Source organism: Sphingomonas sp. GM_Shp_2 (genome assembly GCF_026540875.1).
Lineage (GTDB): Bacteria > Pseudomonadota > Alphaproteobacteria > Sphingomonadales > Sphingomonadaceae > Sphingomonas > Sphingomonas carotinifaciens.
On sequence record NZ_JALNUQ010000031.1, the window covers coordinates 1 to 24,877 of the forward strand.

At 67.8% G+C, this 24,877-nt stretch carries 30 protein-coding genes; 9 read left to right on the forward strand and 21 right to left on the reverse strand.

Annotation, left to right across the window (positions count from 1 at the left end):
• The 3 genes from OXR08_RS11520 to lptG all read left to right on the forward strand — a co-directional run.
• Positions 1-355: response regulator (locus tag OXR08_RS11520; protein WP_346731903.1), on the forward strand; the 355-nt coding region annotated here is incomplete at its 5' end.
• An 85-nt stretch (positions 356-440) separates the two neighbouring features.
• A complete protein-coding gene (gene lptF, locus OXR08_RS11525) occupies positions 441-1,664 on the forward strand; it encodes an LPS export ABC transporter permease LptF (RefSeq protein ID WP_205411666.1) in 1,224 nt (407 codons plus the stop codon).
• Entirely contained in the window at positions 1,661-2,758 is a 1,098-nt protein-coding gene (gene lptG, locus OXR08_RS11530) for an LPS export ABC transporter permease LptG (protein WP_112383475.1), read from the forward strand. Before lptF ends, lptG begins: the two co-directional genes overlap by 4 nt.
• A 318-nt stretch (positions 2,759-3,076) precedes the next feature.
• On the opposite strand, the gene OXR08_RS11535 is transcribed toward lptG, so the two are convergent.
• Complete coding sequence (locus OXR08_RS11535; RefSeq protein ID WP_267349973.1) at positions 3,077-4,174, reverse strand: fatty acid desaturase; 1,098 nt, start codon at positions 4,172-4,174, stop codon at positions 3,077-3,079.
• Positions 4,175-4,315: 141 nt separating this feature from the next.
• Between OXR08_RS11535 and OXR08_RS11540 the strand changes: the two genes are divergently transcribed.
• The gene (locus OXR08_RS11540) at positions 4,316-5,494 is read left to right on the forward strand and encodes an N-acetyltransferase (protein WP_267349974.1); all 1,179 of its coding nucleotides are present in this window, start codon (positions 4,316-4,318) and stop codon (positions 5,492-5,494) included.
• On the opposite strand, the gene OXR08_RS11545 is transcribed toward OXR08_RS11540, so the two are convergent.
• From OXR08_RS11545 to glnE, 9 genes are all read right to left on the reverse strand, one after another.
• A complete protein-coding gene (locus tag OXR08_RS11545) occupies positions 5,484-5,723 on the reverse strand; it encodes a hypothetical protein (protein WP_267349976.1) in 240 nt (79 codons plus the stop codon). The genes OXR08_RS11540 and OXR08_RS11545 overlap by 11 nt on opposite strands.
• Entirely contained in the window at positions 5,720-5,989 is a 270-nt protein-coding gene (locus OXR08_RS11550; RefSeq protein WP_149681858.1) for a hypothetical protein, read from the reverse strand. The genes OXR08_RS11545 and OXR08_RS11550 overlap by 4 nt, the downstream gene beginning before the upstream one ends.
• Before the next feature lie 166 nt (positions 5,990-6,155).
• Positions 6,156-6,944 (reverse strand): transporter, encoded by a 789-nt coding sequence (locus OXR08_RS11555; protein WP_267349978.1) that lies wholly within the window; start codon positions 6,942-6,944, stop codon positions 6,156-6,158.
• Complete coding sequence (xth, locus tag OXR08_RS11560) at positions 6,926-7,696, reverse strand: exodeoxyribonuclease III (RefSeq protein WP_267349979.1); 771 nt, start codon at positions 7,694-7,696, stop codon at positions 6,926-6,928. The genes OXR08_RS11555 and xth overlap by 19 nt, the downstream gene beginning before the upstream one ends.
• 10 nt (positions 7,697-7,706) lie before the next feature.
• Entirely contained in the window at positions 7,707-8,045 is a 339-nt protein-coding gene (gene erpA / locus OXR08_RS11565; protein ID WP_112383469.1) for an iron-sulfur cluster insertion protein ErpA, read from the reverse strand.
• A 46-nt stretch (positions 8,046-8,091) separates the two neighbouring features.
• Positions 8,092-9,273 (reverse strand): peptidoglycan DD-metalloendopeptidase family protein, encoded by a 1,182-nt coding sequence (locus OXR08_RS11570; protein ID WP_267349982.1) that lies wholly within the window; start codon positions 9,271-9,273, stop codon positions 8,092-8,094.
• Between the two features lie 116 nt (positions 9,274-9,389).
• Positions 9,390-10,190: a ferritin-like domain-containing protein gene (locus OXR08_RS11575; RefSeq protein WP_267349984.1), complete on the reverse strand. Its 801-nt coding sequence runs from the start codon at positions 10,188-10,190 to the stop codon at positions 9,390-9,392.
• Positions 10,187-10,642, reverse strand: coding sequence for a peroxiredoxin (locus OXR08_RS11580; protein ID WP_267350030.1), 456 nt, complete (start codon positions 10,640-10,642; stop codon positions 10,187-10,189). Before OXR08_RS11580 ends, OXR08_RS11575 begins: the two co-directional genes overlap by 4 nt.
• A gap of 2 nt (positions 10,643-10,644) precedes the next feature.
• Entirely contained in the window at positions 10,645-13,320 is a 2,676-nt protein-coding gene (gene glnE, locus OXR08_RS11585) for a bifunctional [glutamate--ammonia ligase]-adenylyl-L-tyrosine phosphorylase/[glutamate--ammonia-ligase] adenylyltransferase (RefSeq protein WP_267349986.1), read from the reverse strand.
• Positions 13,321-13,413: 93 nt separating this feature from the next.
• On the opposite strand from glnE, the gene OXR08_RS11590 reads away from it, so the two are divergent.
• Entirely contained in the window at positions 13,414-13,569 is a 156-nt protein-coding gene (locus OXR08_RS11590) for a hypothetical protein (protein WP_267349988.1), read from the forward strand.
• A gap of 54 nt (positions 13,570-13,623) precedes the next feature.
• Here the strand turns inward: OXR08_RS11590 and OXR08_RS11595 are convergent, their stop codons facing one another.
• The 3 genes from OXR08_RS11595 to OXR08_RS11605 all read right to left on the reverse strand — a co-directional run bounded on the left by OXR08_RS11595 (position 13,624) and on the right by OXR08_RS11605 (position 15,340).
• Positions 13,624-14,262, reverse strand: coding sequence for a sigma-70 family RNA polymerase sigma factor (locus tag OXR08_RS11595; RefSeq protein ID WP_112383465.1), 639 nt, complete (start codon positions 14,260-14,262; stop codon positions 13,624-13,626).
• Between the two features lie 98 nt (positions 14,263-14,360).
• Entirely contained in the window at positions 14,361-14,498 is a 138-nt protein-coding gene (locus OXR08_RS11600; protein WP_162844014.1) for a hypothetical protein, read from the reverse strand.
• Between the two features lie 41 nt (positions 14,499-14,539).
• Positions 14,540-15,340, reverse strand: a complete 801-nt coding sequence (locus OXR08_RS11605) for a response regulator (protein ID WP_112383464.1) — start codon at positions 15,338-15,340, stop codon at positions 14,540-14,542.
• Between the two features lie 270 nt (positions 15,341-15,610).
• Here OXR08_RS11605 and OXR08_RS11610 point away from each other — a divergent pair, with 270 nt between their 5' ends.
• The 3 genes from OXR08_RS11610 to OXR08_RS11620 all read left to right on the forward strand — a co-directional run bounded on the left by OXR08_RS11610 (position 15,611) and on the right by OXR08_RS11620 (position 17,867).
• The gene (locus tag OXR08_RS11610) at positions 15,611-15,790 is read left to right on the forward strand and encodes a NepR family anti-sigma factor (protein ID WP_112383545.1); all 180 of its coding nucleotides are present in this window, start codon (positions 15,611-15,613) and stop codon (positions 15,788-15,790) included.
• An 11-nt stretch (positions 15,791-15,801) separates the two neighbouring features.
• A complete protein-coding gene (locus OXR08_RS11615) occupies positions 15,802-17,397 on the forward strand; it encodes a histidine kinase dimerization/phosphoacceptor domain -containing protein (protein ID WP_112383463.1) in 1,596 nt (531 codons plus the stop codon).
• Between the two features lie 335 nt (positions 17,398-17,732).
• Positions 17,733-17,867, forward strand: coding sequence for an entericidin A/B family lipoprotein (locus tag OXR08_RS11620; protein ID WP_112383462.1), 135 nt, complete (start codon positions 17,733-17,735; stop codon positions 17,865-17,867).
• A 102-nt stretch (positions 17,868-17,969) separates the two neighbouring features.
• Here the strand turns inward: OXR08_RS11620 and tatC are convergent, their stop codons facing one another.
• The 8 genes from tatC to argS all read right to left on the reverse strand — a co-directional run bounded on the left by tatC (position 17,970) and on the right by argS (position 24,365).
• A complete protein-coding gene (gene tatC / locus OXR08_RS11625) occupies positions 17,970-18,746 on the reverse strand; it encodes a twin-arginine translocase subunit TatC (RefSeq protein ID WP_267349994.1) in 777 nt (258 codons plus the stop codon).
• Entirely contained in the window at positions 18,743-19,171 is a 429-nt protein-coding gene (tatB, locus tag OXR08_RS11630; protein ID WP_267349996.1) for a Sec-independent protein translocase protein TatB, read from the reverse strand. Before tatB ends, tatC begins: the two co-directional genes overlap by 4 nt.
• Before the next feature lie 25 nt (positions 19,172-19,196).
• Positions 19,197-19,433 carry a twin-arginine translocase TatA/TatE family subunit gene (locus tag OXR08_RS11635; protein WP_112383459.1) on the reverse strand — a complete coding sequence of 79 codons (237 nt, stop codon included), beginning with the start codon at positions 19,431-19,433 and terminating at the stop codon, positions 19,197-19,199.
• 124 nt (positions 19,434-19,557) lie between these two features.
• A complete protein-coding gene (scpB, locus tag OXR08_RS11640) occupies positions 19,558-20,145 on the reverse strand; it encodes an SMC-Scp complex subunit ScpB (RefSeq protein WP_267349998.1) in 588 nt (195 codons plus the stop codon).
• A complete protein-coding gene (locus tag OXR08_RS11645) occupies positions 20,142-20,864 on the reverse strand; it encodes a ScpA family protein (RefSeq protein WP_267350000.1) in 723 nt (240 codons plus the stop codon). Before OXR08_RS11645 ends, scpB begins: the two co-directional genes overlap by 4 nt.
• Before the next feature lies 1 nt (position 20,865).
• Positions 20,866-21,870: a glycoside hydrolase family 3 N-terminal domain-containing protein gene (locus tag OXR08_RS11650; RefSeq protein ID WP_267350002.1), complete on the reverse strand. Its 1,005-nt coding sequence runs from the start codon at positions 21,868-21,870 to the stop codon at positions 20,866-20,868.
• 41 nt (positions 21,871-21,911) lie between these two features.
• Positions 21,912-22,640, reverse strand: a complete 729-nt coding sequence (locus OXR08_RS11655; protein WP_112383455.1) for an SPOR domain-containing protein — start codon at positions 22,638-22,640, stop codon at positions 21,912-21,914.
• Positions 22,641-24,365 (reverse strand): arginine--tRNA ligase, encoded by a 1,725-nt coding sequence (argS, locus tag OXR08_RS11660; protein WP_267350005.1) that lies wholly within the window; start codon positions 24,363-24,365, stop codon positions 22,641-22,643.
• A gap of 205 nt (positions 24,366-24,570) precedes the next feature.
• Here argS and OXR08_RS11665 point away from each other — a divergent pair, with 205 nt between their 5' ends.
• Positions 24,571-24,861, forward strand: a complete 291-nt coding sequence (locus OXR08_RS11665; RefSeq protein WP_112383453.1) for a hypothetical protein — start codon at positions 24,571-24,573, stop codon at positions 24,859-24,861.
• Positions 24,862-24,877 lie beyond the last annotated feature (16 nt).

The window sequence follows — 24,877 nt, forward strand, 5'->3', positions numbered from 1 at the left end:
CGTGCTGGCCGCCACGATGGGCGCGCTGGAGGAACTGGGCCACCACGCCCTGCCCTGCGACGATCCGCTGGCGGCGCCGGCGATGCTGGCTGCCAATCCCGACATCCAGCTCGTCATCTCCGACGTGCTGATGCCGCGCCAGACCGGCCCGGAGATGATCGCGGGCCTGGCCGGCCGCTTCCCCGACCTTGCCGTCCTGTTCGTCACGGGGTTCGCGGGCGAGGCGAATGCGGCGGTGTTCGGCGACCATGAGCTGCTCCGCAAGCCCTTCACCCTGGCCGGGCTGGAGCGCGGCATCGCCGCCGCCATGGCGCGCGCGGCGCACCGCCTGCCCTCCTCCATCGCGGCGGAGTGACGGGCGCGCAGAATTGGGGCTGACGCGCGAGCCTCGCGTTCGTATAGCCAAACTCCCCGCCCGCCCGAGCACCCTTAGCCACCGCATGAAATCCATCGACCGCTATATGGCCCGGCTGATCGCGTTGCCGCTGTTCGCGACGCTGGTCATCGCCGCGATGCTGCTGGTGCTGGACCGCATCCGCCGCTTGTTCGACTTCGTCGCGACGCAGGGCGGGCCGATCAGCGTGGTGTGGCGCATGCTGGCCAATCTGCTGCCCGAATATCTGGGGCTGGGCATTCCGATCGGGCTGATGCTGGGCATCCTGCTCGCCTTTCGCCGGCTCGCCACCTCGTCGGAGCTGGACGTGATGCGCGGCGTGGGCATGAGCTACACCCGGCTGCTGCGCGTGCCCTATATGTATGCGATCGTGCTGGCCGCGCTCAACCTGGCGATCGTCGGCTATGTGCAGCCGATCGCCCGCTATTATTACGAAGGGCTGCGCTACGAGCTGCGCACCGGCGCGCTCGGCGCCTCGATCAAGGTCGGCGAGTTCACCCATCTGGGCGACCGCATGACGCTCCGCATCGAGGAAAGCCGCGACAAGGGTCGCGACCTGTCCGGCATCTTCGTCCATGCGCAGACCGGCAAGGGCGACTGGATCGGCGTCACCGCAGAGCGTGGCCGCTTTCTTGCCACCGACGATCCCAACGTCATCATCTTCCGCCTGACCAACGGCACGCTGATCCACGACCGGCAAAGCTTTCGCGCGCCGCGCGTGCTGACCTTCTCCAGCCACGATCTGCCGATCGACCTGCCCAAGTTCGAGAATTTCCGCCAGCGCGGCGGCCGCGACCTGGAGTTCACCCTGCCGGAACTCGCCCGTCACGGGCAGGAGGCACAGTCGGAGGAAGCCCGCGACGGCAGCCGTGCCGAATTCCACTTCCGGCTGGTCGAGGTGGTGACGATGTTCCTGCTGCCGCTGCTTGCGGTGGCGCTGGGCATTCCGCCAAAGCGATCCACCTCCGCACTCGGCGTCTTCCTGTCGATCGTGATGCTCGTCACCTATCACAAGGTGAACCAGTATGCCGCGGACATCGGCGCGCTGGGCCGTGTCGATCCGCTGATCGCGCTATGGGGTCCGTTCGCGATCTTCGCAGGGATCGTCGGCTGGATGTACTACGTCACCGCCTATGTCCCTGGCGGCCAGCCGATCGGCATCCTGGAGCGCAGCTTCGCCAAGCTGGCCAAACTGTTCACCCGCTGGCTGCCGGGGCCGCGCCGCCGCGCCCGCGAGATGCGCGCGCGTGAAGCGGAGACCAAGGCATGAGGCTGTCCGCCATCTTCCCGTCGCGCACCATCGCCATCTACATGGGCAAGCTGTTCCTGGTCCGCACCTTTGCGATCATGGCGGCACTCGTGCTGGTCCTCCAGGCGCTCGACCTGTTGTCCGAATCGGGCAACATCCTGGCGGTGCCGGGCAATGGCGACGGCGAGGTGTGGCGCTACGTCTCGCTGCGTGCGCCGCAGATCATCTCCTTCGTGCTGCCCTTTTCGGTGCTGCTCGGCACCATCCTGACGCTGATCACGATGAACCAGAATTCGGAGGTCATCGCGCTGAAGGCGGGCGGCCTGTCCGCGCATCAGGTGCTGGCGCCGCTGCTGCTCGCCAGTGCCGGGGTCGCGGTGATCAGCTTCGCGTTCAACGATCGCATCACCCCGCGCGCGACCGCCACGCTCAACGCCTGGCAAAAGGTCGATTACGGCCCGTTGCCGATCGACAGCGGTGACCGCTCCAACGTCTGGGTGCGCGACGGCGACGACCTGTTGCAGGTGGACCTGATCCGCGGCCGCGGCGCCGCGACGCAGCTTGGCGGCGTCACCCTGTACGACCGCACCGGCGGCTCGCTGCGCAGCATCGTGCGTGCACCGCGCGGCCAGCGCGAGGGCAATGCCTGGCGGATCGGCCCCGGCACCCGCTTCGACGTGGCGAGCGGTCAGGTCACCCGCTTCGCGTCCATGGTCGTCGGCAACGGCGTCACCCCCGAACAACTGACGCTGGCCGGCGTCGATGCCGACAGCCTGTCGTTCCGTGGCCTGTCGGAGGCGATCGACGATCTTCAGAAAGCCGGCCGCCCCACCAAGGCGCTGGAAGGGTCGCTGTGGCACAAGCTGTCCGGTCCCCTCTCCGCCGTGCTGATGCCGCTGCTCGGCGCCGTCGCCGCGTTCGGCGTCGCGCGCTCGGGCAAGCTGTTCGTCCGCGCGATCATCGGCATGGCGCTGGGCTTTGCCTATTTCGTCGCCGACAATTTCGCGCTGGCGATGGGCAATCTCGGTGCCTACCCGCCCTTTCTGGCTGCCTGGGCGCCGTTTCTGCTGTTCTTTCTGATCGGCGAAGCGGTGTTGATCCGCACCGAGGAATAGCGGCTGGCCGTGTGAGCCTGTCTGCAGGTCGGTGGCGCACGGCATCATGTCTCTCGATACGCCGTCTCGCTACGCAGCTTCGCTGCTACTCGACGGCTACTCGAGACGAACGGATGTAGATCAGCTCCGCTGCCTCGGCACGTCTCCAAGCTGACGTCGTTTAACCCGAACCCTCCGTTCGTCTCGAGTAGGCACCGAGTAGTGGCGCAGCCACGTATCGAGGTGCCGTATCGAGAGACAGGCCACCGCCGGACCCAGCACGAAAAAAGGGGAGCGGCACCGCCACTCCCCCCGATCAATCCCGCACCGCGACCGCGCTTAGCGGCGAACCGTCATCGTACTGCGCACGATCTTGTTCACCAGTCCCGGCAGTCCCTTGTAGCTCGCCTTGTGATAGGGCGATCCCGGCTCCAGCGCGGCGGTCACCCGGCGGTGCGCCTCGCCCAGATTATGATAGGGCACACCCGGCAACAGGTGATGCAGCGCGTGATAGCGCAGGCCGACCGGCGCCCAGAGCGCGGGCAGCAGCGCCGGCGGCGGCACATTGACCGAGTCGAGATACTGCGCGGTCACCGTCATCGCCTCGCCGTCATTCTCCCACAGATGGGCGACCAGCGTGCGGACCTGATTCACCACCGCCACGCCCGATCCGATCGCCATCGCGATCAGGAAGCCGCGCAGCGGGATCGTGCCGGTGGCCACCATGGTGACGATCGCGATCGCCCAGATGCTGGCCGCGGTCTCGACGCGGTTCCACATCCGCAGCGCCTCGCCCTCGGGCATGCGGCGGCGGAACTGCGGGTTGATCGCCAGGGCCGAATAACGCTCGACCACGACGCGGCGGAAGCCGGGGATCATCAGCGAGAGGGGCGACAGGATCGCGAAACGGATCAGCAGGCCGAGCGGCGCGAGCGCGGACACCAGGATGAACACCGGCAGCGTCCACGGCTTCATCAACGCCAGCGGCAGATATTCCGGATCCTCGACCGTGCCATAGCGCGTCTTGGCATGGTGCAGGTTGTGGACCCCCTCATACATGAAGGAGGGCGTCAGCATCGGCACGCCGACCAGCGCGTTCCAGCCGCCGCGAAAGCGCGGCAGCGCGGCGTGCTTTATGTGGCTGATTTCGTGGATGAAGCTGAGCGCGCGGTAGAGCGCCAGCATCGACACCACGCCCGCCGCGATCACCAGCGCGGTCGAGCCGGCCGTCACCGCCACCGCCAGCGCGCCATAGCCGATCACGACCGAGGCGATCAGGTCGGCCCAATAGACGCCGGCGCGCGGCGCGATCAGGTCGCGCGTCAGCTCCGCCGCGGTCCGCAGCATCGACTTGTCGTCCGCGATACGGTGCAGCGGCACCTTGGTCGCAGCGGCACCGCCAGCGGTGCTCCGGGCGAGGGAAATCGTGGTGTCCATGACCTTTTCCATTGCCACAAGATAGTGGCGGGACCGTGGCATTTACAGCGCCGCGCCGCGGGCGGGCTGGCGGAATCCTCACTCGCTATGATCGACGGATGCGTTTAGGAGGCGCGACACTTATCGATTGCGGGAACGACCATGGCCGACACGTTGACGATCCGACCGGTGCTGACGCAGCGCGACCGCAAGGCGTTCGTCGACCTGCCCTTCCGCCTGTATGCCGGCGATCCCAACTGGGTACCGCCGCTCAAAGGCGAGGCGCTGGGCCTGATCACCCCTGAGAAGAACGGCTGGTACAGCCATGCCAAGGCACAGCTTTTCCTGGCCGAGGAGCGGGGGCGCGTGGTGGGGCGCATTTCCGCGCATATCGATACGCTGGCGCTGACCATGCCTGCCGAACAGGGCTTCGGTCCCGGGATCGGCCAATGGGGCCTGATGGATGCCGAGCGGCAGGATGTTTTCCAGGCGTTGCTGGCGGCGGCGGAAGGCTGGCTGCGCGAACAGGGCATGACCCGGGCGATGGGGCCGGTGTCGCAATCGATCTGGGAAGAACCCGGCCTGCTGGTCGATGGCTATGACCATGCGCCCACGATCATGATGGGCCATGCCAAGCCCGAATATCGCGGCTGGATCGAGGGAGCGGGCTACACCACGATCAAGCAGCTCTTCACCTACGAACTGGACATCACCCAGGAATTTCCGCCCATCGTGAAGCGGATCATCCAGTCGGGCGAGAAGAACCCGCGCATCCGCGTGCGCGAGGTGAACAAGGCCCGGTTCGAGGAAGAGGCCGCGATCATCCTCGACATCCTGAACGATGCCTGGGCGGACAATTGGGGCTTCGTCCCCCTCACCCCGCCCGAGATCAAGGATGTCGGCGTCAAGCTGAAGCCGATCGTGTTCAACGACCTGATCCGCATCGCCGAGCTGGACGGCAAGCCCGTCGCCTTCATGATCACGCTGCCCGACCTGAACGAGGCGATCAAGCCGCTGAACGGCAGCCTGCTGCCCTTCGGCTGGGCCAAGCTGCTGCTGTGGCTGCGCAAGCCGCAGGTGCGCACGATGCGCGTGCCCCTGATGGGCGTGCGCAAGGATTTGCAGTCCTCGCGCATGGCCAGCCAGCTGGCCTTCATGATGATCGAATATATCCGCCGCGCCTCGGTCACGAAATACGGCGCCAGCCGGGGCGAGATCGGCTGGATCCTCGACGACAATCAGGGGATGCGCTCGATCGCCGAGACGATCCAGAGCCGCGTCAACAAGACCTACAACGTCTACGCGCGCGACCTGAAAACGGGCGTGCCGGTCAGCGCGTGACCGGCATCAACCCTTGCGCGATCCATTGCCGCATCGTGCGGCACACCGGCCGCTCGCCCCGCGCTTGGCGGTAGCAATAGCGTTGCTGGCCGCGGGCGGGCTCCTCGGGCGCGGCCAGGGCGGCGGCCATCACCCGGGCGTCGATCCGCTCCGGCTTGGCCGCGGTAGCCGCGGTGCCGGCCGTTACGGCCAGCACCACCGCCACCATGCGCCATGCCCCGCGGGTCACTTCGCTTCCAGCGGATCGAAGCCGCGGGCCAGCCAGTCCGAACGGGTGCGGCATTCCTTGCGCGAGATCCGCGACCCGGTGACCGTGTCCTTGATGCAGTAGCGCAGCGTGTCGGCGCGCTCGGTGCGAGCCGTGCCGCGCTCGGGGCTGGCGGCGGCGGTGGCGGCAGCGGCGGCGGGTGCCTTCACCACCGGCGCGTCCTTGGCGGCAACGGCCACCGGCGCGGTCAGGGCGATGGCAACGGCGATCAGCTTGGCTTGGAACATGATGGTCACTCCCTTGAACACCGGGGCGGCGCCCCGATGTCCCAGGCAGTGCAGCAACCGTGCCAGTTCGCTAACACAGCGGAAATCCGCCATTTCTGAGAAAAAGGCCGAATTCGCGCTCGCCAAGTGATGGTTCGGCCCGCCAATTCGTGGCGAAATCGGCCGATCAGAAGTGGCGCGCGACCCCGCAGTAGAAGCGCGCCGCCGGTGCGCCGCCGGTCAGGCCGAACACCGATCCGACGTCGAACTGCACCTCGTCGCTCGGCTGCCATGCCACCGCAAGGCCCGCGACCGCCTGCCGCGAGGGCTCGACCGGGTCGTCGTCCCGCCGCCACTGCATCTCGCCGACCAGTTCCCAGGCGTCCGACACGTCATATTCCAGACCGATGACGCTGCCATAGGCGAGATGCCGGCCGGCACCGTCCTCGTCCGCCGCCGCATCGATCTCCGGCATCAACTCGAACTGGAGCGCATCGGACAGGTCATAGGTCATCGGCACCATCAACCCTGCCGACCATGTGCCGGCGCCCACCGGCGCCCGCCCGACGGGCAGGGTCACGATCGGCTCCACCGCGATGGCAAAGCCGTGCCCGTCCGGATTGCGCAGGTTGCGCTTATATTCCAGCGTGACGTCGCCGACCCGGTCGGCACGCCCGCCCCCGGCCCCGCGCTCGCGCACATGGCCGAAGGGGGTCCAGCCGACCGCAACCTCGCTCGACGCGTCCAGCCCCAGCCGCACCAGCGTATCGCCGAACAGCCAGGTGTCCGCATCGCTCCCCCGCTCCCAATCGGCCAGCGCGACCTCCACCATCACCGATCCCGGATCGACGGTGCAGGCCGGCGAACTGAGCCCCGGCCGATCGGGGCACAGATCGCGCTGCGCCTGGGCCACGCCCGGCAGGGCGACCAGCAGCACGGCCATCAGCAACGGGCGCATCAGCGCAGCGTCACCCAAGTGGGGGCATGATCGCTGGCCTTTTCACGCCCGCGATACGCCTTGTCGACGCCGGCATCGACCAGCCGGTCGGCGGCCTGCGGGCTGAGCAGCAGATGATCGATCCGGAACCCGGTGTCGCGCGCCCATGCCCCCGCCTGATAATCCCAGAAGGTCCACACCCCACCCTTGGGCGCACGGGTGCGCAATGCATCGGTCCAGCCCTGCGCCAGCAACCGGCGATAGGCGGCCCGGCTCTCCGGCTGCATCAACGCATCCTCGGCCATGGCGCGCACGGAGAAGGTGTCGTCGTCGTTCGGGATGACGTTGTAATCCCCCGCCAGCACGGCAGGGACTTCCTCGGCCAGCAACACCTTCGCGCGCGCCGCCAATCGCTCCATCCAGCGCAGCTTGTAATCGAATTTAGGCCCCGGCCGCGGATTGCCGTTGGGCAGGTACAGGGCGGCGACCACCAACCCGTCCACATCGCATTCCAGATAGCGGCTCTGCTCGTCCTCGTCCTCGCCCGCCAGCCCGCGCTGCCGCTCGACCGGCGTGGCACCCTTCGCCAGCACCGCGACGCCGTTCCAGCTTTTCTGCCCATGCCACACCGCGCCGTATCCGGCCGCTTCGATGTCGCCCAGCGGGAAGGTCTCGTCGCTCGCCTTCAGTTCCTGAAGGCAGACGATGTCGGGCTGTTCCTCGGTCAGATACTCGACCAGCCGCGGCAACCGCGCCTTGATGCCGTTGACATTATAGGTGACGATTTTCACGGACAACCGATCAGACGGAGAAGCTGGTGCCGCAACCGCAGCCCGAGGCCGCGTTGGGATTGGTCACCCGGAACGCCGCGCCGCCCAGCGACTCGACATAATCGACCTGCGCCCCGCGCACGAGGTCCAGGCTGATGCTGTCCACCACCAGGCGCACGCCATCGGTCTCGGTCACCGCATCGTCGCTGTCCGCCATGTCGGCGAACCCGAACTTGTACTGGAACCCCGAACAGCCCCCGCCCTCGACGGACAGGCGCAGGATGGCGGGCTTGTTCTGCTTGGCCGCGATGGCCGCGACGCGCGCGGCGGCGGCCTGGGTCAGCCCGATGGCGGATACTGCACTGGTCATGGCCGGGAGATAGGCGCCTCGCGCCCCCCCGGCAATGGCGTCACGCTCAATCCTGCGCGGCAGGGCCGTCGGTGGAAACCGGGATCTGGTGAACGCTGTGATCCTGCGAGGCGAGCAGGTAATCGGCGGTGGTCAGGAACGGCACCGGGTTCACCGCATGACCGTCCATGCGCACTTCATAATGGAGGTGCGGGCCGGTGGAACGCCCGGTCGAACCCATCAGCGCGATCAGCTGGCCACGGTGAACGCGCGCGCCGTCGGTGACCAGGATCTTGGACAGGTGGCCATAGCGCGTGGCGATGCCCTTGCCGTGATTGATCTCGACCAGATTGCCGTAGCCGCCGCGGCGGTCGGCATGGGAGACGATGCCATCGGCTGTGGCATAGATCGGGGTGCCGACGGGGCCGGGAATATCGACGCCGGCATGCATCGCCGCGGTGCCGCGGAACGGGTCGGAGCGGATGCCGAAGTTGCTGGTGAACTGCAGATTGGCGACCGGCTGGACCGAGGGGATCGCGATCGTCCCCTGCTGCAGGCCGTCCATCTTCTTCCAGCTCTGGAACAGCGTCCGGAACTGCTGGTCGGCATGCAGGTCGGCGGCGGCCTCGGCGCTGTTCGCCGGGATATATTCGCCGCCCATCGCCGGGCCCTTGGCCGGCGCGCTGCGCTTGGCGACACGCTCGGGCTTCAGGCCCAGCTTGCGGATGGCCGCGCTGGTGTCGGCATAGCGGCGATCGAGCATCGCCTGCGCCGGCACGGCAAGCGCCGCCTGCCGCGTCTCGACCTTGGTCAGCGGCGCCAGCACATGCGCCTCGACGCCGTCCTTTGCCGCCGGCACCGGCAGCGTCGCGGCGGCCAGCTCCTTGTTGTAACCCTCGCCGGTCATCACCGCGGTCAACAGCGCCTGGCGCTGCTCGACGCGCTGGGCGTGGACCTGGGCGGTTTCGCGGATCGCGGCGACCCGCGCCTGCATGCGCGCGATCTGCGACTCCATCTGCGCGATCTGCGCGGTGTTGTCATGATGGGCGACCGCGCCGGTCGCCGCCATCGCGCCGTAACCCGACAGGCTCAGCACCATCGCGCCGGCGGTGGCGACGCCGAACTGCGCACGACCGTGCAGGCGGAAACGGCGAACCGAGCGACCATCGTGGAACAGGATGTTGCGGGTGACGAACAGACCGCGGAGGCGGGTTGCAAGCCGAGCGGCCGATACCGGAAAGCTAATCATCGAACCCCGACAAGCTGCGTCATCCCGCGGCAAGGTCCCACGGAACGACTTCGTGCATCCAACGCTGTTTCGCAGCCCCACCGCGCCCCAGACGCGCAAAGGTTTGCCGTGGAACGTCAGTTCTGGGCAAGAGGCGCGTAGAAGTCTCGCGTCAGACCGGCTGACTCGCGCGCCGAGTCGTTGAACGGAGGCTTCAGCGAACCCCGGAAATAGCGGCGCACCAGCGCCTGCCAATGCGGTGCCGGGTCGATATCCTGTTCAGCGCTCACATAACCGAACCATTTCGCACCGAATCCGACGTGGCGGATCTCGTCAGTATAGATGCGGTTCAGAATGCGCGCGGAGGCGGTGTCGCCCGCCGCCTCGAACCGCGCCACCGTTTCGGGCGTCACGTCCAGACCGCGCGCTTCCAGCACCATCGGCACCACCGCCAGCCGCGCCATGGCGTCATGGGCGGTCGCCTCGGCCGCTTCCCACAAACCGGCATGGGCGGGCAATGCCCCGTACGGCGTACCCAGCCGGCGCAGACGTCGATCCAATATGGCGAAATGCATCGCCTCGTCCGCCCCGACCGATATCCAGTCATCGGCAAAGCGGCGCGGAAACTGCGCGCCGAAGCGCGCGGCCATGTCGAATGCCAGGTCGATGGCGGAAAATTCGATATGCGCGAGCGCGTGGAGCAGCGCGGTCCGGCCGCGCTCCGATCCACCCCGCCCGCGTTTGGGCATGCGGTTGGGGGGCAGCAGTTCGGGCCGCTCGGGCCGCGCCGGCACATCGGGCAGGGCTGCGTCGAACCGGTGTTCCAGCGCCCCGCGCCGCCAGCGCCGCGCGGTTTCCCGCGCCAGCCGCACCTTGGCCATGGGATCGGCGGTGTTCAGCACCGCCGCACAGGCCGCGCCCAGGCTCGTCGCGTTCACAGGCCCTGCACCGCCTCCAGCACCGCCTCGGCATGGCCCGGCACCTTCACCTTGCGCCACGCGCGCACCAGCCGGCCGTCGCGCCCGAACAGGAAGGTGGCACGCTCGATCCCCATATAGGTCTTGCCGTACAGCATCTTCTCGCCCCACGTCCCGAACGCGTCGCACACGGCGCCGCTCTCGTCGCTGAGCAGCCGGACCGACAGGTCGTGTTTCGCCGCAAACTTCGCATGTCTGGCCGCGCTGTCCTTCGACACGCCGACCACGCTTGCCCCCGCCGCCACGAACTGCGCGCTCAAGGCACTGAAATCCAGGGCCTCGCGCGTACATCCCGGCGTGTCGTCCTTGGGATAGAAATACACCACCGCGGGCAGCGGCAGGCTGTCCAGCGCCACGGTCGTGCCGTCCGCCGCGACGGCGCTCACCGCCGGCATCGCATCGCCCTCGACCATCGTCATGCCTTGCTCTCTCCACCCTGCCAGACGCGGGCGACCTCCTGCCGGGTCGTCTCCAGCATGGCAACCACCGCCGCCCAGTCCGCCACCCCCAGCGCGCGCGCGATCAGCGTCTGCGTCGCCGGGGCCGGCGGCTGCCCGTCGGGTGCCAGCAGCCGCAGCGCGACCAGCGCACGCGTCAACCGGTCATGCGCCCCCCGCATCCCCGCCGGCAGCACCCCCGCCTCCACCAGCGCCGCGATCGCTTCGCCCAGATGCGGGTCGAACCCGACCCGGTGGATCAACTGCGCCCGGTGCACCGCGAATTCCAGATCGACCAGACCGCCGGGCGACAGCTTCACGTCCAGCGGCCCCGATGGCGGCTTGTGGCGCATCATCTCGGCGCGCATCTCCTCCGCCTCGCCGGCGATGTCGCGCGCCGGCCGCTCGCCGGCCAGCACCCGGTCGACGATGGCCTGCGTCGCCGCACGCGCCGCCGCCGACCCGAAGATGGGCCGGGCGCGGGTCAGCGCCATATGCTCCCAGGTCCATGCATCCTCGCGCTGGTAGCGCGCGAAACTCTCCAGCGAGACGACCAGCGGCCCCTGCGTGCCCGACGGTCGCAGCCGGGTGTCGATCGGATAGAGCGGCCCCGCCGCGGTCGGTACCGACAGCGCCGCCGTCACCCGCTGCGCCAGCCGATTATAATAGAGCGTGGCACCCAGCGGCTTTTCGCCATCGGACTCGCCGGCAAAGTCGCCGGTGAAGAGGTACACCAGGTCGAGGTCGGACGCATGGGTCAGCGCCGCGCCCCCCATGCGCCCCAGCGCCAGGATCACCAGCTCGCTGCCCGGCACGACGCCGTGCCGTACCGCAAACGCATCGACGGTCGCGCGCGCCAGTACCTCGACCGCGGCCTCGGCCACCCGCGCATAGCCTCCCGCCACCGCCAGCGGATCGGCCGCCCCCGCCACCACCTGCGCCCCCAGCGCAAACCGCATCTCCCCCACCAACTGCCGCACGTGATCCAGCCGCCGCTGATAATCGTCCGCATCGCCGCCGCTCATCGCCGCGACCAGGGTCGGCACCGGCCCCGTCGGCTCGAACGCGGTGGCGTCGATCAGTCCGTCGAGCAGGGCCGGCCGCCGGGTCAGGTCGGTCGCCAGCGGCTGCGCATGGCTCAGGATCGCGATCAACAGCGTCGCCAGTCCCGGCCGCGCCTCCAGCAGGCGGAAGATGTTGATCGCGCTCGGCATATGTTCGAACAGCGCATCCAGCCGGATCATCGCGTCCGCCGGATCGGGGGCGGCGCCCAGCGTCTCGACCAGCGTCGGCAGCACCGCCTCCAGCGCATCGCGCGCCGCCGGACTGCGCAGCGCGGCATAACTGCCCCCGCGCCACGCCGCGATCCGCCGCGCCGCACCGTCCGCATCGGCAAAGCCCATCGTCGCCAGCCGCTCGGCCAGCCCCGCCCCCTCGCCCGGCAGGCCGACGCCCTCGCGGCCATCGTCCAGCGCATCATAGGTCCGCCCGACCCGCGTCACATGCGGCGCCAGCAAGTCGATCAGTGCCGCCCCATTCTCCAAGCCATGCAACCGTGCGACCTGCTCCAGCCCGTCGCCGGTCGGCAGCTTATGCGTCTGCCGATCGTCGATCATCTGCACCCGGTGCTCGATGGTGCGCAGCAGGGTGTACGCTTCCCCGAACGCTGCCGCATCCCCTTCGTCGATCCGCCCCGCCGCCGCCAGCCGCGACAGCGCCTCGCGCGTCGCCGGCGCCCGCAGATGCGCATCCCTCCCGCCATGGATCAACTGATGGATTTGCGCGAAAAATTCGATTTCGCGGATGCCGCCGCGCCCGCGTTTCAGGTCGTATCCCGGTCCGAACGCCTGCCCCTGCGCATGGTGATCGCGAATACGCCGCGTCAGATCGCGCACCTCGCGCACCGCACCGAAATCGAGCGTGCGGCGCCATACGAACGGCTTCACCGCCTCCAGGAAGCGGCGGCCGAGCGCGATGTCGCCCGCCGCGGCGCGGGCGCGGATGAACGCGGCCCGCTCCCACGCCAGGGCCTGGCTTTCATAATAAGCGATCGCGCCGTTCACCGGCAGCGCGATGGGTGTCGCCTCGGGCGACGGGCGCAGTCGCAGGTCGACCCTCAGGACATAGCCGTCTCCGTCGCGGGCCTGCAAAATCTCCACCACGCGCTTGCCTATCCGGACCGCCGCCTCTTCCGGCTCTTCCCGCGCGCGGCGCGGCAGGGTTTCCGGATCGAACAGGAAAATCGGATCGATGTCGGAGGAATAATTGAGTTCGCCGCTACCCTGCTTGCCCAGCGCGATCGCGACGAAGCCTTGCGGTTCGGCATCCGGCACCCGCTCGGTGATTGCGGTGCGGATCGCGGCATCCAGGGCATGGTCGGCGAAACCGGTCAGGGCACCGGTGACCTGACCGAGATCCAGGACCCCGGCCAGATCGCCCAAGGCGACCGTCAGCGCCAGGGCGCGCCGCTCCAGCCGGAGTCGCCGCCCGACCGGTTCGTCCGCACCGCGCCTGATGTCGAGGTTCAGCCGGCCGTCAAAGGCCTCGGCCGTGCGCTCCGGCTCGCGCTCCATCAGCATGGCCAGAAAAGGCGAATGCGCGCGCGCCCGCGCGGCAGCTTCGGCAATGGCGGCATGCTCGATGCGGTTCGTCATTCCTCGTCCCATGCAATTGTGCCTCTTGACATCCGGCAGGAAACTTGCGCCGCATCCGACCGTTCAGTCGGTATGGCACCGCAAGCATCCGGAATGAAGCAGGGTAACGGCATCATCGTCGCACGGCCGCGAGTGACCGACGCGATCGGTGCTGCGCTGCGCGATGCCTATACCGCGCTGCCGACCCGGAACGACGACTTCATGGCGCTTCTGCGCCAGCTCGACACCGCCACGACCCGCCCGAACTGAAAAAGGCCACCGCACGAATGTGCAGCGGCCCTTCCCGTCAGCGATCTTGATCGATCAGCGTCCGCGGCTCAACTCGTCCACATCGCCCATGATCGAGTCCAGCGCGGTCTTGCTGCTGTCCGTTTCATGCTCGCGCCGCGACGGCAATGTTCCATCGCTCAGGATCGATTCCAGCGCGACGCGACCGCGCGCCACCCGGCTCTTGATCGTTCCCACCGCGACGTTGCAGATTTCGGCGGCTTCCTCATAGGCGAAGCCACCCGCGCCGACCAGGATCAGCGCCTCGCGCTGGGGTTGCGGCAGGTGCATCAGCGCGCGTTGCATGTCGCCCAGTTCGACGTGGCGATCCTGACTGGCCGGTGCCGCCAGAATGCGGTCCGCCACCAGATCGTCCCACTCGCCCTTGAAGCGTGCGCGGCGCATCTGCGACAGATACAGGTTGCGCAGGATGATGAAGGTCCAGGCGCGCATGTTCGTGCCCGCCTGGAAACGCTTGCGCGCCGCCCAGGCCTTCAGCAGCGTTTCCTGCACCAGATCGTCGGCCAGATCGCGGCTGCCGGACAAGGATCGCCCGAACGCACGCAGATGCGGGATGACTCGCGCAAGTTCCGCCTTGAACTCGGAATCAGGTAGAGCAACGTGCTCGACCGGCGCGTCGCCTGGGAAATCGTCCCGCGGCTGGGGCTGGGTCATGGAAATCCGATCATCCGAAGGCGCTCGCGGTCGAACGCCCTCGCTACATAAGGAACCAGCTGGCCGAATGCCAGCGTCGTGCGTGCAGGCGACGGAGGTCAGCGCATCACCAGAAAGGCGAAGATGACAATTACCAGCACGAGCGAGACGGGCAGGATATACCGCGTCATATGCGGTGTGCTTCCTGCCCGAGCGCGCTCGCCATCGACATGCATGGGTTCGTTCGGATCAGCCATGCACCGTCAACGCACCAACATCGTTTTGGGTCCGTAATCGTTTAAATTGCCGGAACCGTGCTTTCGTCGAAGAACAGCGCCTGGCTGATCGCCGCCTTCACCGTGGACCGCTGGAACGGCTTGGTGATGAGGAAGGTCGGCTCCGGACGCTCGCCGGTCAGCAAACGTTCCGGGAAAGCGGTGATGAAGATCACCGGCACCTCGAACTCGGCCAGGATATCCTTGACCGCATCGATGCCCGAGCTGTCATCGGCAAGCTGGATGTCGGCCAGCACCAGACCGGGACGATCCTCCATCGCCAGCGCGACGGCCTCGTCGCGGGTCACTGCAACGCCGGTCACTTCATGGCCCAGGTCCCGCACGATCGTCTCGATATCCATCGCGATGATCGGCTCGTCCTCGATGATCAGGACGCGCGCACGCGTCTGCTTCTCGATCTCGGCCAGCGCCTCGGCGACCAGCTTCTCGACCTCGCTGGGATCGACATCGATCAGATAGGCCGCGTCCTCGGGGGTGAATCCTTCCATCGCCGTCAGCAGCAGCGCCTGACGCGACAGGGGCGTCATGCGCGCCAGGCGGGCACGGGCCACGGCCTCTCCGCCATCGGCGCTGCCGGTGTCGATGTCGAGTTCGTCATAGTTCGCCGACGACCAGATCCCCTGGAACATCCGGTACAGGCCGAGACGGGGATCGACGTCCCGCGGAAACTGGTCAGGCGCGGCGACGATCGCTTCCAGCGTGGCGCGGACATATTTGTCGCCATGGCTCTGGCTGCCGGTCAGGGCCCGGCCATAGCGCCGCAGGAAAGGAAGATGGGGCGCGAGTTGCTGTCCAAGCGACATGGGTATTCGGTACTCCCTGACGTGATCGCGGGCCTCTCATGTGTCCGGGGGCCCGCCGGTTTTCAATCCCGTTCGTCGAAATCGCCGTCGGACGCCGGATGAACCCTACGCCTCGCGGAATTTTCGCGTTGCGGCTGGAACCATCGACATCCAATTTGGTTTCCTCGCGTTATCAACTATGGCTCGCACACGTCGCGGAAGCACGGCGAGAACCGTTACCGCAGCGTCTGTTGCCCAAGTCCTTGGGTCGTGCAGGGGGAATTTTTGAGTTTGGGCACCGAGACGAAGAAGACCACGCCGTCCAGCAAACCGGGCCAGCCTGGCGATTCAGGCCAGCAGGGTGCGGACAAGGACCGGGACATGGGTGGCGCGTTGCGCTCGGTGTACCAGAAGGCGGTCGATGAAAAAATTCCGGACGAGATGCTTGATCTCTTGAGCAAGCTCGACTGAACAGAGGCCGTATGGCCATCGACACCGTTAACGCATCGGATACCGATGCATCGCCTTCCCGTCCGCCGGCATTGTCCCGGCTGACGACCGGGTCGAAACTCGTCCTGATCCTCAGCGTGGCGCTGTTGCTGCTCGCGCTGATCGCCATCTTCGCAACCTTGCAGACCACGCGACTGGCCGATGCCGAAGCGCGCGGTCGTCTGCGCGTTGCGGCGAACGAGGATGCCCGCGCCCTGGCGACCGAATTGTCAGGGGACATGACCGCATTGCGCGTCGCAGTCGGCGCGCTCGGCAACGATCCGCTGGACCTGCCAAGTTGTGCGCGCGCCCAGGGCGTCTTTGCGCAGCAATCCATGTCTGGCGCGCGCTTCCAGATCGTCGATCGCCGCGGCCGTGCCCTGTGCGGGGATGCGTTGCCCGCCGCCATGCCGGTGCGCGATCAGGCATCACCGGTCGGCGCCGACATCCTTCCCGATCAGGGCCTGGTCCTTTCGATCGAGGCCGGCGACCGCCGCGCGGCGGCACGCGCATTCTTCCCCCTGTCGTTCCTGCGCACCCTGGTGACCCGCAACACCCGCACCGACCCGGCGGAGAACGTCCTGCAACGGGGCGAAGAGGCGCTGGTCCTCGATCGGATCGATGCCCGTGGCCCGCTCGATCGGATGGAAACGCTGACCACCGATCTCGGGATCGCCGGATTGTCGCTGCGCACCAGCATGCGCAGTGCGCCGATCACCTCTTCCCTGGTCGTCGCGCTCGCCCTGCCGATCCTGATGTGGATCGCGGCGGTCGGTATCGGCTGGCTGGTCGTCGACCGGCTGCTGATCCGCCCGCTGCGCCAGTTGCGCCGCACCGTCGCCGCCTATGAGCCCGGCGAGGCGCTGGACATCAGTGCCGTGCGGGAGGCGCCGGCGCAGGAAATCCGCGACCTTGCCGAAACCTTCCAGGCGATCACCCAGACGGTGGCCATGCACGAGGAAGGCCTGGCCGAGGGTCTGGTGCGCCAGACGAAGCTGACCCGCGAGGTCCATCACCGGGTCAAGAACAACCTGCAGGTGATCTCCAGCCTCATCAACTTCCATGCCCGCGGCGCGAAGACTCCGGAGGCGACGGCCGCCTATTCCTCGATCCAGCGCCGCGTCGATGCACTGGCCGTGGTACACCGCAACCATTTTGCCGAGCTGGAAGAAAATCGCGGCCTGAACCTGCGGACGATGATCGGCGAGTTGGCCGCGAACATCCGCGCGACCGCGCCGGAACAGTCCCATGGCCTGGGGATCACGCTTGATGTCGATCCCGTGCTGGTCAACCAAGACGTCGCGGTCGCCGTCGCCTTCCTCATTACCGAGACGATCGAACTGGCGATGGGCTGCGACCCCACCGCGCAGATCCGTCTGGTGGTCAAGCCGATCGCCGAGGAACCGGGGCGTGCCCGGCTGCGGGTGGTATCGCGCGCATTGGTCGAGGACGACATGCTGCGCGACCTGGCCACCAACCGCTACGGCCGTGTCATGGAAGGTCTTGCGCGCCAGCTCCGCGCCAAGCTCCACCACGATCCGCTGACCGGTGCCTATGAGATCACCATCGCGATCGTCGGGCGCGACTGACCATCGGCATAGAGGCATCGGAAAAGGGCCGAAAAAATTTTCGGTAAAATTTCGAAACGCGTGGAACCCCAGAACCCGTTGCCTGTTCTACTCCCCGGATAGCGATCTTATGCCCCCCCCGCTCTCGCTGTCCACGACATGGGCCTGGAAGCGTCAACCCTCCCCCCCCCCGGTGGCGCTTCCAGGCCTACATTCGTTCTAAGGGCCGTGCATTCGTGCCGGGGCAGTGTCTGACCATCACCGGCAGATCATTTTACCTTCTCGTAACATCGGCGGAACGAACGCTTTGGCTCAGGCATTTGAATGGCGGTATTTACGCTGTTCAGGAGGTTCTTATGCGTAAGTTTGTTGGGCTGGCGCTTGTCGCTGGCGCGCTCATGGTCAGCGCTTGCAACACGGTGGAAGGCGTCGGCCGCGATGTCGGCTCGGCCGGCGATACGGTCGCCAAGACGGCGAACGACGCCAAGTAAGCCTGACAGGCGTCAAGCAAAACGGCCCCGCCACAAACCGTGTGGCGGGGCCGTTTTTATGTCCGGGTCTCGACCGACAGGCCGCCGGTCGGGGCCGAAGGCTCAGACGGTTTCGACATCCTGACCGGCTTCCTTGGCGCGCTTGCGCTCGGTGAACCAGATGCCGATGAGCGCCAGTTCGTAGAGCAGGCACAGGGGCACGGCGAGCAGGATCTGGCTCATCAAATCGGGTGGGGTCAGCACGGCGGCGATCGCCGTCGCACCCACGATGGCATAACGCCGCGCGCCCACCAACTGCTTGCGGGTGACGATCCCGGCACGCTCCAGCAGCATCAGCAACACCGGCAGCAGGAACGCCAGGCCGAACGCGAACAGGAACTGCATGACGAACGACAGGTAGTTACCGATAGCCGGCAGGGCTTCGCGCCGCACGCCGCCGACCATCCCGTCGAACCCCATCGAAAAATGCAGGGCCATCGGGATCGCGACGTAATAGGCCATCGCCGCGCCCATCAGGAACAGCATCGGCGTCGCGATCAGAAAGGGCAGCAGGGCGCGCTTTTCCTTGCGATACAATCCCGGCGCGACGAACTGCCAAAGCTGGTTTGCGATCACCGGAAACGCGATCATCATGGCCGCGAAGAAGGCGACTTTGACCTGTACGAAAAAGGCCTCGAATATCTCGGTGTAGATCACCCGGCCTTGCCCGACAGCCAGCAATGGCCGGGCGAGGAAGCCGAAGATCGCCTCCGAGAAATAATAGGATACGGCAAAGGCCAGCGCGATGGCGAGCATGCAATAGAGCAGCCGCCGGCGCAGTTCGATCAGGTGGTCCAGCAAGGGGGCGCGGCTGGCATCCAGTTCGTCGGTCTCGGTCAAGACGGGGCTCCGTCCGGCGTATGCGCGGTGGTGCCTGGCGCCGCCGGCACGATATGGGGCTTCTCGACGGTCACCGGGCGATCACTCGTGTCGTCGTGAACGGGATCGGTGCCACCGTGATGATCGCTGGGCTTGTCCAGCGACACCGGGGTCGCGGGCGCCTCATCGTCCAGTGCGGCCGGCGGCGCGGGCGGATGCTCGCGCATGATCCGCTCGTTCTCCGCGGCCCAGCGCTTCTCCATTTCCTCCAGTTCCGCCTCGCGGACCATGGTGTCGAAACCCTGGCGGAACTGGCGCGCGACCCCGCGTGCCTTGCCGACCCAATAGCCGACGACCCGCATCGCCTTGGGCAGATCCTTCGGACCGATCACGACCAGCGCCACGAAGGCGACCAGCATGAACTCGGTCGGCGCGATATCGAACATGGGGGCGCCGGGCTATGCGGTCAGATCAACGATCGTCGCGAACACGTTCGCCGTCACGATCGAACGCGGGCTCCGCGGCCTTCTTCGCCTCGATCCGCGCCGATGGCTTGGTTGAGGATTCCTCTTCCTCCGCCATGCCCTTCTTGAAGTTCTTCACGCCCTTGGCGACATCGCCCATCAGGTTCGAAAAACGGCCGCCACCCAGCAGCAGGATCGCCACCACGGCGAGAACGAGAAGATGGATCGGGCTAAAGCTGCCCATGGCACGTCTCCTGAAAACGAAGTTTCATGTAAGCGTTGCGCACGCGGCGGGCAATGGCCGATGGCGTGCGCTTGGCGGATGAGGGCGCTTTCGCCGCGGCATCTTACACCAGCGTGACAGTGGATCAGCCATCCTCGTCCGTCGGCGCCTCGGCGCGCATCTCCATCCGTTCGGCGCCCAGATCGACCGGATCGAGCAACCCGGCCGCGCGCAGATCGGCAAGACCGGGCAGATCGCGCAGGCTTTCCAGCCCGAAGCTCGCCAGGAAATCGGGCGTCGTGACATAGGTCAGCGGCCGCCCCGGCACCTCGCGCCGTCGGCCGGGACGCACCCAGCCGGCCTCCATCAGCACGTCCAGCGTTCCGCGCGACAATGCGACGCCGCGGATCGCCTCCACCTCGGCGCGCGTCACCGGTTCGTGATAGGCGATGATCGCCAGCGTCTCGGTCGCCGCGCGGGTCAGCCGACGCGGCTCGTCGCGCTCCCGGCGCAGCAGATGCGCCAGATCGGGTGCGGTCTGGAACAGCCAGCGATCGCCGCGCCGGGCAAGCTGGAAGCCGCGTTCGGCATGATGCTCCGCCAGGGTATCGAGGGCATCGCGCACCTCCGCGGCGCTCGCCTCCCCGCCAACATGCCGGCGGATCGCCTCGACCGTCATCGGCTCGGCCGCGGCGAACAGCACCGCCTCCACCGCGCGGACAAGGGCGCTCATGCCGGCGCCTTCAGGTAGAGCGGCGCGAACGGCGCATCCTGCCGCATCGCCACCCGCCCCTGCCGCGCCAGTTCCAGCGCCGCCACGAAGCTCGACGCCAGCGCCGACCGCCGCAGCCGCTCGGTCCCCTCGGGCAGGAACCGCTCGATCGCGGTCCATTCGATCCGCTCGCCCACCATCCGCGACACCCGTGCCAGCGCGGTCTCCAGCGTCATCACCTGCCGATCCGCCACCACATGCATCACCGGCCGATTGCGCGCGGTGACATGTCCGTAAGCGGTCAGAAGATCGTAGATATCGGCGCGCCAGTTCCCCTGCCGCTCGACGCGCAGCCCCTCGGGCGTCCCGCGCGCGAACACATCGCGTCCCAGCCGGTCCCGCGCCATCAAGCGCGCACCCGCCTCGCGCATCGCCGCCAGCCGCTCCAGCCGCAACTGCAACCGCATCGCCAGGTCTTCCGGGTCGGGCTCCGCCTCGGGCGGGCGCGGCAGCAGCAGCGAGGATTTCAGGAACGCCAACCACGCCGCCATCACCAGATAATCCGCCGCGACTTCCAGTTGCAGCGCGCGCATCCGGTTCACATAGCCCAGATATTGCTCGACCAGCGCCAGGATCGAGATCTGGCGAAGGTCCACCTTCTGCGCACGCGCCAGCGACAGGAGCAGGTCGAGCGGCCCTTCCCAGCCCTCCAGGTCCAGTGTGAGCTGCTCGCCGGCCACGTCACTCCACCAGCGACAGGAACGCGTCGCGCGTCGCGATCAGCGCGTCGAAATCACCCTCGCCCGCGCCGACGCTCGCCATCGCCCGGTCCAGTCGCGCCCGCGACGCCTCGCCGATCGGCCCCAGCCGCCCGGCAATCTCCACCATCTCGTCCATCCGCGCCCAGCAATCGAGCACCAGGTCGCATCCCGCCGCGATCGCCCCCGCCGCCTTTTCGCCGGCACTGCCCGACAGCGCCTTCATGTCGATATCGTCGGTCATCAACAGCCCGTCGAAACCGATCGCGCCGCGGATGATCCGCTCGATCACCACCGGGGACAGCGTTGCCGGCCGCGCCGCATCCCATGCCTCGAACACGATATGCGACGTCATTCCCATCGGCGCCCCGGCCAGCGAACGAAACGGCGCGAGATCATCCTCCAGCGCGGCGGCATCGGCGGTGACGGTCGGCAACAGATGATGCGAATCGACCAGCGCGCGGCCATGTCCCGGCATGTGCTTGACCACGCCGACCACGCCGCCCGCCGCCAGCCCTTCCAGCATCGCCCGCCCGAGCGCCGCCACCCGCATCGGCTCGCGGCCATAGGCACGGCAGGCGATCGCCTCGGTCGTATCGGCCTGCACCACGTCGAGCAGCGGCGCACAGTCCACGGTGATCCCCACCTCGCGCAGCATCAGCCCCAGCGCCTGACCATTGGCCCGCGCCGCCTGGATCGCCGACATCGGCGCCATCTCGTACAAGGCGTCGAAGGCGGGACCGGCGGGGAAGGCCGGCCATTCCGGCGGCCCCATGCGGGCGACGCGTCCACCCTCCTGATCGATCAGGATCGCCAGATCGTCGCGCCCGGCCAGTTCGCGCAACGAGTCCGTCAGCGCGCGTAGCTGCGGCCGGTCGACGATGTTGCGCTTGAACAGGATATAGCCGGCCGGCTCGACGCTCGCGAAAAACGCGCGTTCGTCGGCGGTAAGTACGGGGCCGGACAGGCCAAAGATGACGGGCTTCATATCACGGGTCTAGCGTGACGACGAAGCCCGCGCCACCGACCTCAGCTTGCGACGAAGCAGCTTTCCCCCGCCACCCGCAGCCGCCCGCAGATATCCGCCGCCTGGTTCGCGCTGCCCGCATTCACCCGCAGCCGGTACAGCGTCCGGCCGTTGATCGACACGGTTTCCACCGATTTGCCCAGCGCCGCGATATAGGAGAAGCGCTTGGAGAAGCGGCCCCAGGCGTCGTTCGCCACGGCTTCGCTCGGATAGGCGCCGAGCTGCACCAGCGATCCGCCGGTTCCGCCCCCTTGCGTCGGCGCGCGCTTCACCGTGACGGGCGCCGCGGCGACCAGCCGCCCACCCGATTCCGGCACCTGCGCCACCGCATTGCGGCCACCGCCTGCCTCGCTCGGCTTCTGGACGACGCGGGTGCCGTCGACCGGCTTTTCGGGCACCGCCGCCAGGTCGATCGCGCCGTTGCCGGTGCCGCCCTTGCCGGCGCTGGTGGCGATGGCGCTGTTGCCCTCGCCCTTCACCTTCAACCCGCCGGGATCGTTCGGGCGCACCTTGTAGTCGCCCTCCTGCGCGGCGATCACCGCGCCGTCGCCGGCCTCGCCGCCCCGCGTCTGCAAACGGTAGATGCCGAAGACGATCGCGGCCAGCACGCCCAGTCCCAGCACGACCAGGGCGACGACCTTGCCGATGCCGACGCCTTCCGGCTCATCGGGCTCCACCGTCTCCAGCCAGGGCAGGCGATCTTCCTCGCGCAGGTCCATCTCGTCCGCCATTCACTTCATCTCCGAGACGGCCTCGACGCCCATGATGGCGAGGCCGTTGCGCACAATCTGCCCGATCGCGGACGCCAAGAAAAGCCGTGCCCGCGTCGCCTCGGCATCCTCCACCACCAGGAAGCGGCGGTCCGGCCGGTCGTTGCCGACATTCCACAGCGCGTGGAAGGCAGCGGCCAGATCGTAGAGATAAAAGGCGATCCGGTGCGGCTCGCGCGCCGCCGCCGCCGTATCCACGATCCGCGGGAACTGCGCGGCCAGCTTCACCAGCGCCAGTTCCTCCGTATCAAGGCGGGACAGGTCGGCCTCCCCTTCCGCGATCCCCGCCTCGGTCGCGCGGCGGTGGAGGGACGCGATCCGGGCATGCGCATATTGCACGTAGAAGACCGGATTATCCTTGGACGCCTCCACCACCTTGGCGAAGTCGAAATCCATCTGCGCGTCGGCACGGCGGGTCAGCATGGTGAAGCGCACCACGTCGCGGCCTACCTCGCGCACCACATCGGCCAGCGTCACGAAATTGCCCGCGCGCTTGGACATCTTCACCGGCTCGCCACCGCGCAGCAGCCGCACCATCTGCACCAGCTTCACGTCGAAGCGCGTCTGCCCCCCGGTCAGCGCTGCCACCGCCGCCACGATCCGCTTGACCGTGCCGGCATGATCCGCGCCCCAGATGTCGATCAACTGGTCGGCGCCCTGCGCCTTCTGGAAGTGGTAGGCGAGATCGGCGCCGAAATAGGTCCACTGCCCGTTCGACTTCCGGATCGGGCGATCCTGATCGTCGCCATAGGCGGTCGAGCGGAACAGCGGCAGCTCCACCGGCTCCCAGTCGTCCGGCGTCTCGCCCTTGGGCGCTTCCAGCACACCGTCATAGACCAGCCCGCGGGCGCGCAGTTCGGCCTCCGCCGCCTCGGGCTTGCCTGCCGCCTGCAACGCCGCCTCGGACGAGAAGACGTCGTGATGGATGCCGAGCAGCGCCAGATCCTCGCGGATCATCGCCATCATCGCCGCCACCGCGCGCGTGCGGAACGTCGCCAGCCATTCGCTCTCGGGCGCGCCGACGAAGCGATCGCCGAACTCGGCCGCCAGGTCTTTGGCGACCGGCACCAGATAGTCGCCGGGATACAGCCCCTCGGGGATCGTCACCGTCTCGCCCAGCGCCTCACGGTAGCGCAGGTGCACCGAGCGGGCGAGCACATCGACCTGCCCTCCGGCATCGTTGACATAATATTCGCGGATCACCGTGTGGCCGGCGAACTCCAGCAGGCTGGCCAGCGCATCGCCCACCACCGCGCCGCGGCAATGGCCCATATGCATCGGCCCGGTCGGATTGGCCGAGACATATTCGATGTTGACCGTCACGCCCTTGCCGGACGGGGCGCGGCCATAATCCGCCCCCGCCGCCGGGATCGCCGACAATTCGCCGCGCCACGCATCGTCGGTCAGCTTCAGGTTGATGAAGCCCGGACCCGCCACCGCCACACTGTCCACATCGTCCAGCCGACCGAGTTCGGCGGCCAGGGCCTCGGCCAGCACGCGGGGATTGGTACTGGCCGGCTTGGCCAGCACCATCGCGGCATTGGTCGCCAGATCGCCGTGGCTGGCATCGCGCGGCGGCTCCACCGTCACGTTGCGACGATCCAGCCCGCCCGGCAGCGTGCCGGCGGCAACCAGCGTGTCCAGCGCCGCATCGATATGCGCGGCAAAGCGGGTGTAGAGCGTCATCACCAGGTCCGATCGAACAGAAAGCGGTGCGCTCTAGCCGAAAGCCCGCCGCGCTTCAAATCCCGGCCGGCGGTACGCTCACGGCGTGCAAAAGCTGCAACCGCGCACAGCGCCTTTGCATTTGCCGCCGATGCTGCACCGCAATATCCCGTCGACAACCCTGCGGAGGCCCCTGCGGCCGCCCGCCCAACCAGGAGCATCCACGATGCGCAAGACCATCCTCCTGGCCGCTGCGACGGCCGCCTCCTTCGCCACCGCCGCCGTTGCCGCGGACGAGCAGCGCTTCACCCATGACGGCCAGACTTATGTCTACACCGCGACGCCCGCCAAGTCGGGTCAGGTGATCGAGGGTCGCCGCTATCCGGGTGGCGAGCCCTTCCGCCTGGTGGTCCGCGACGGCCGCGTTTCGGGCTTTTCGGGCAAGACGCCCGTGTCCTTCCGCGCCGCCGACGCCAAGGGCGCGGTCAGCCGCGGCGTGGAAACCAGCGCACGCTGATCGCCATACGGCTATC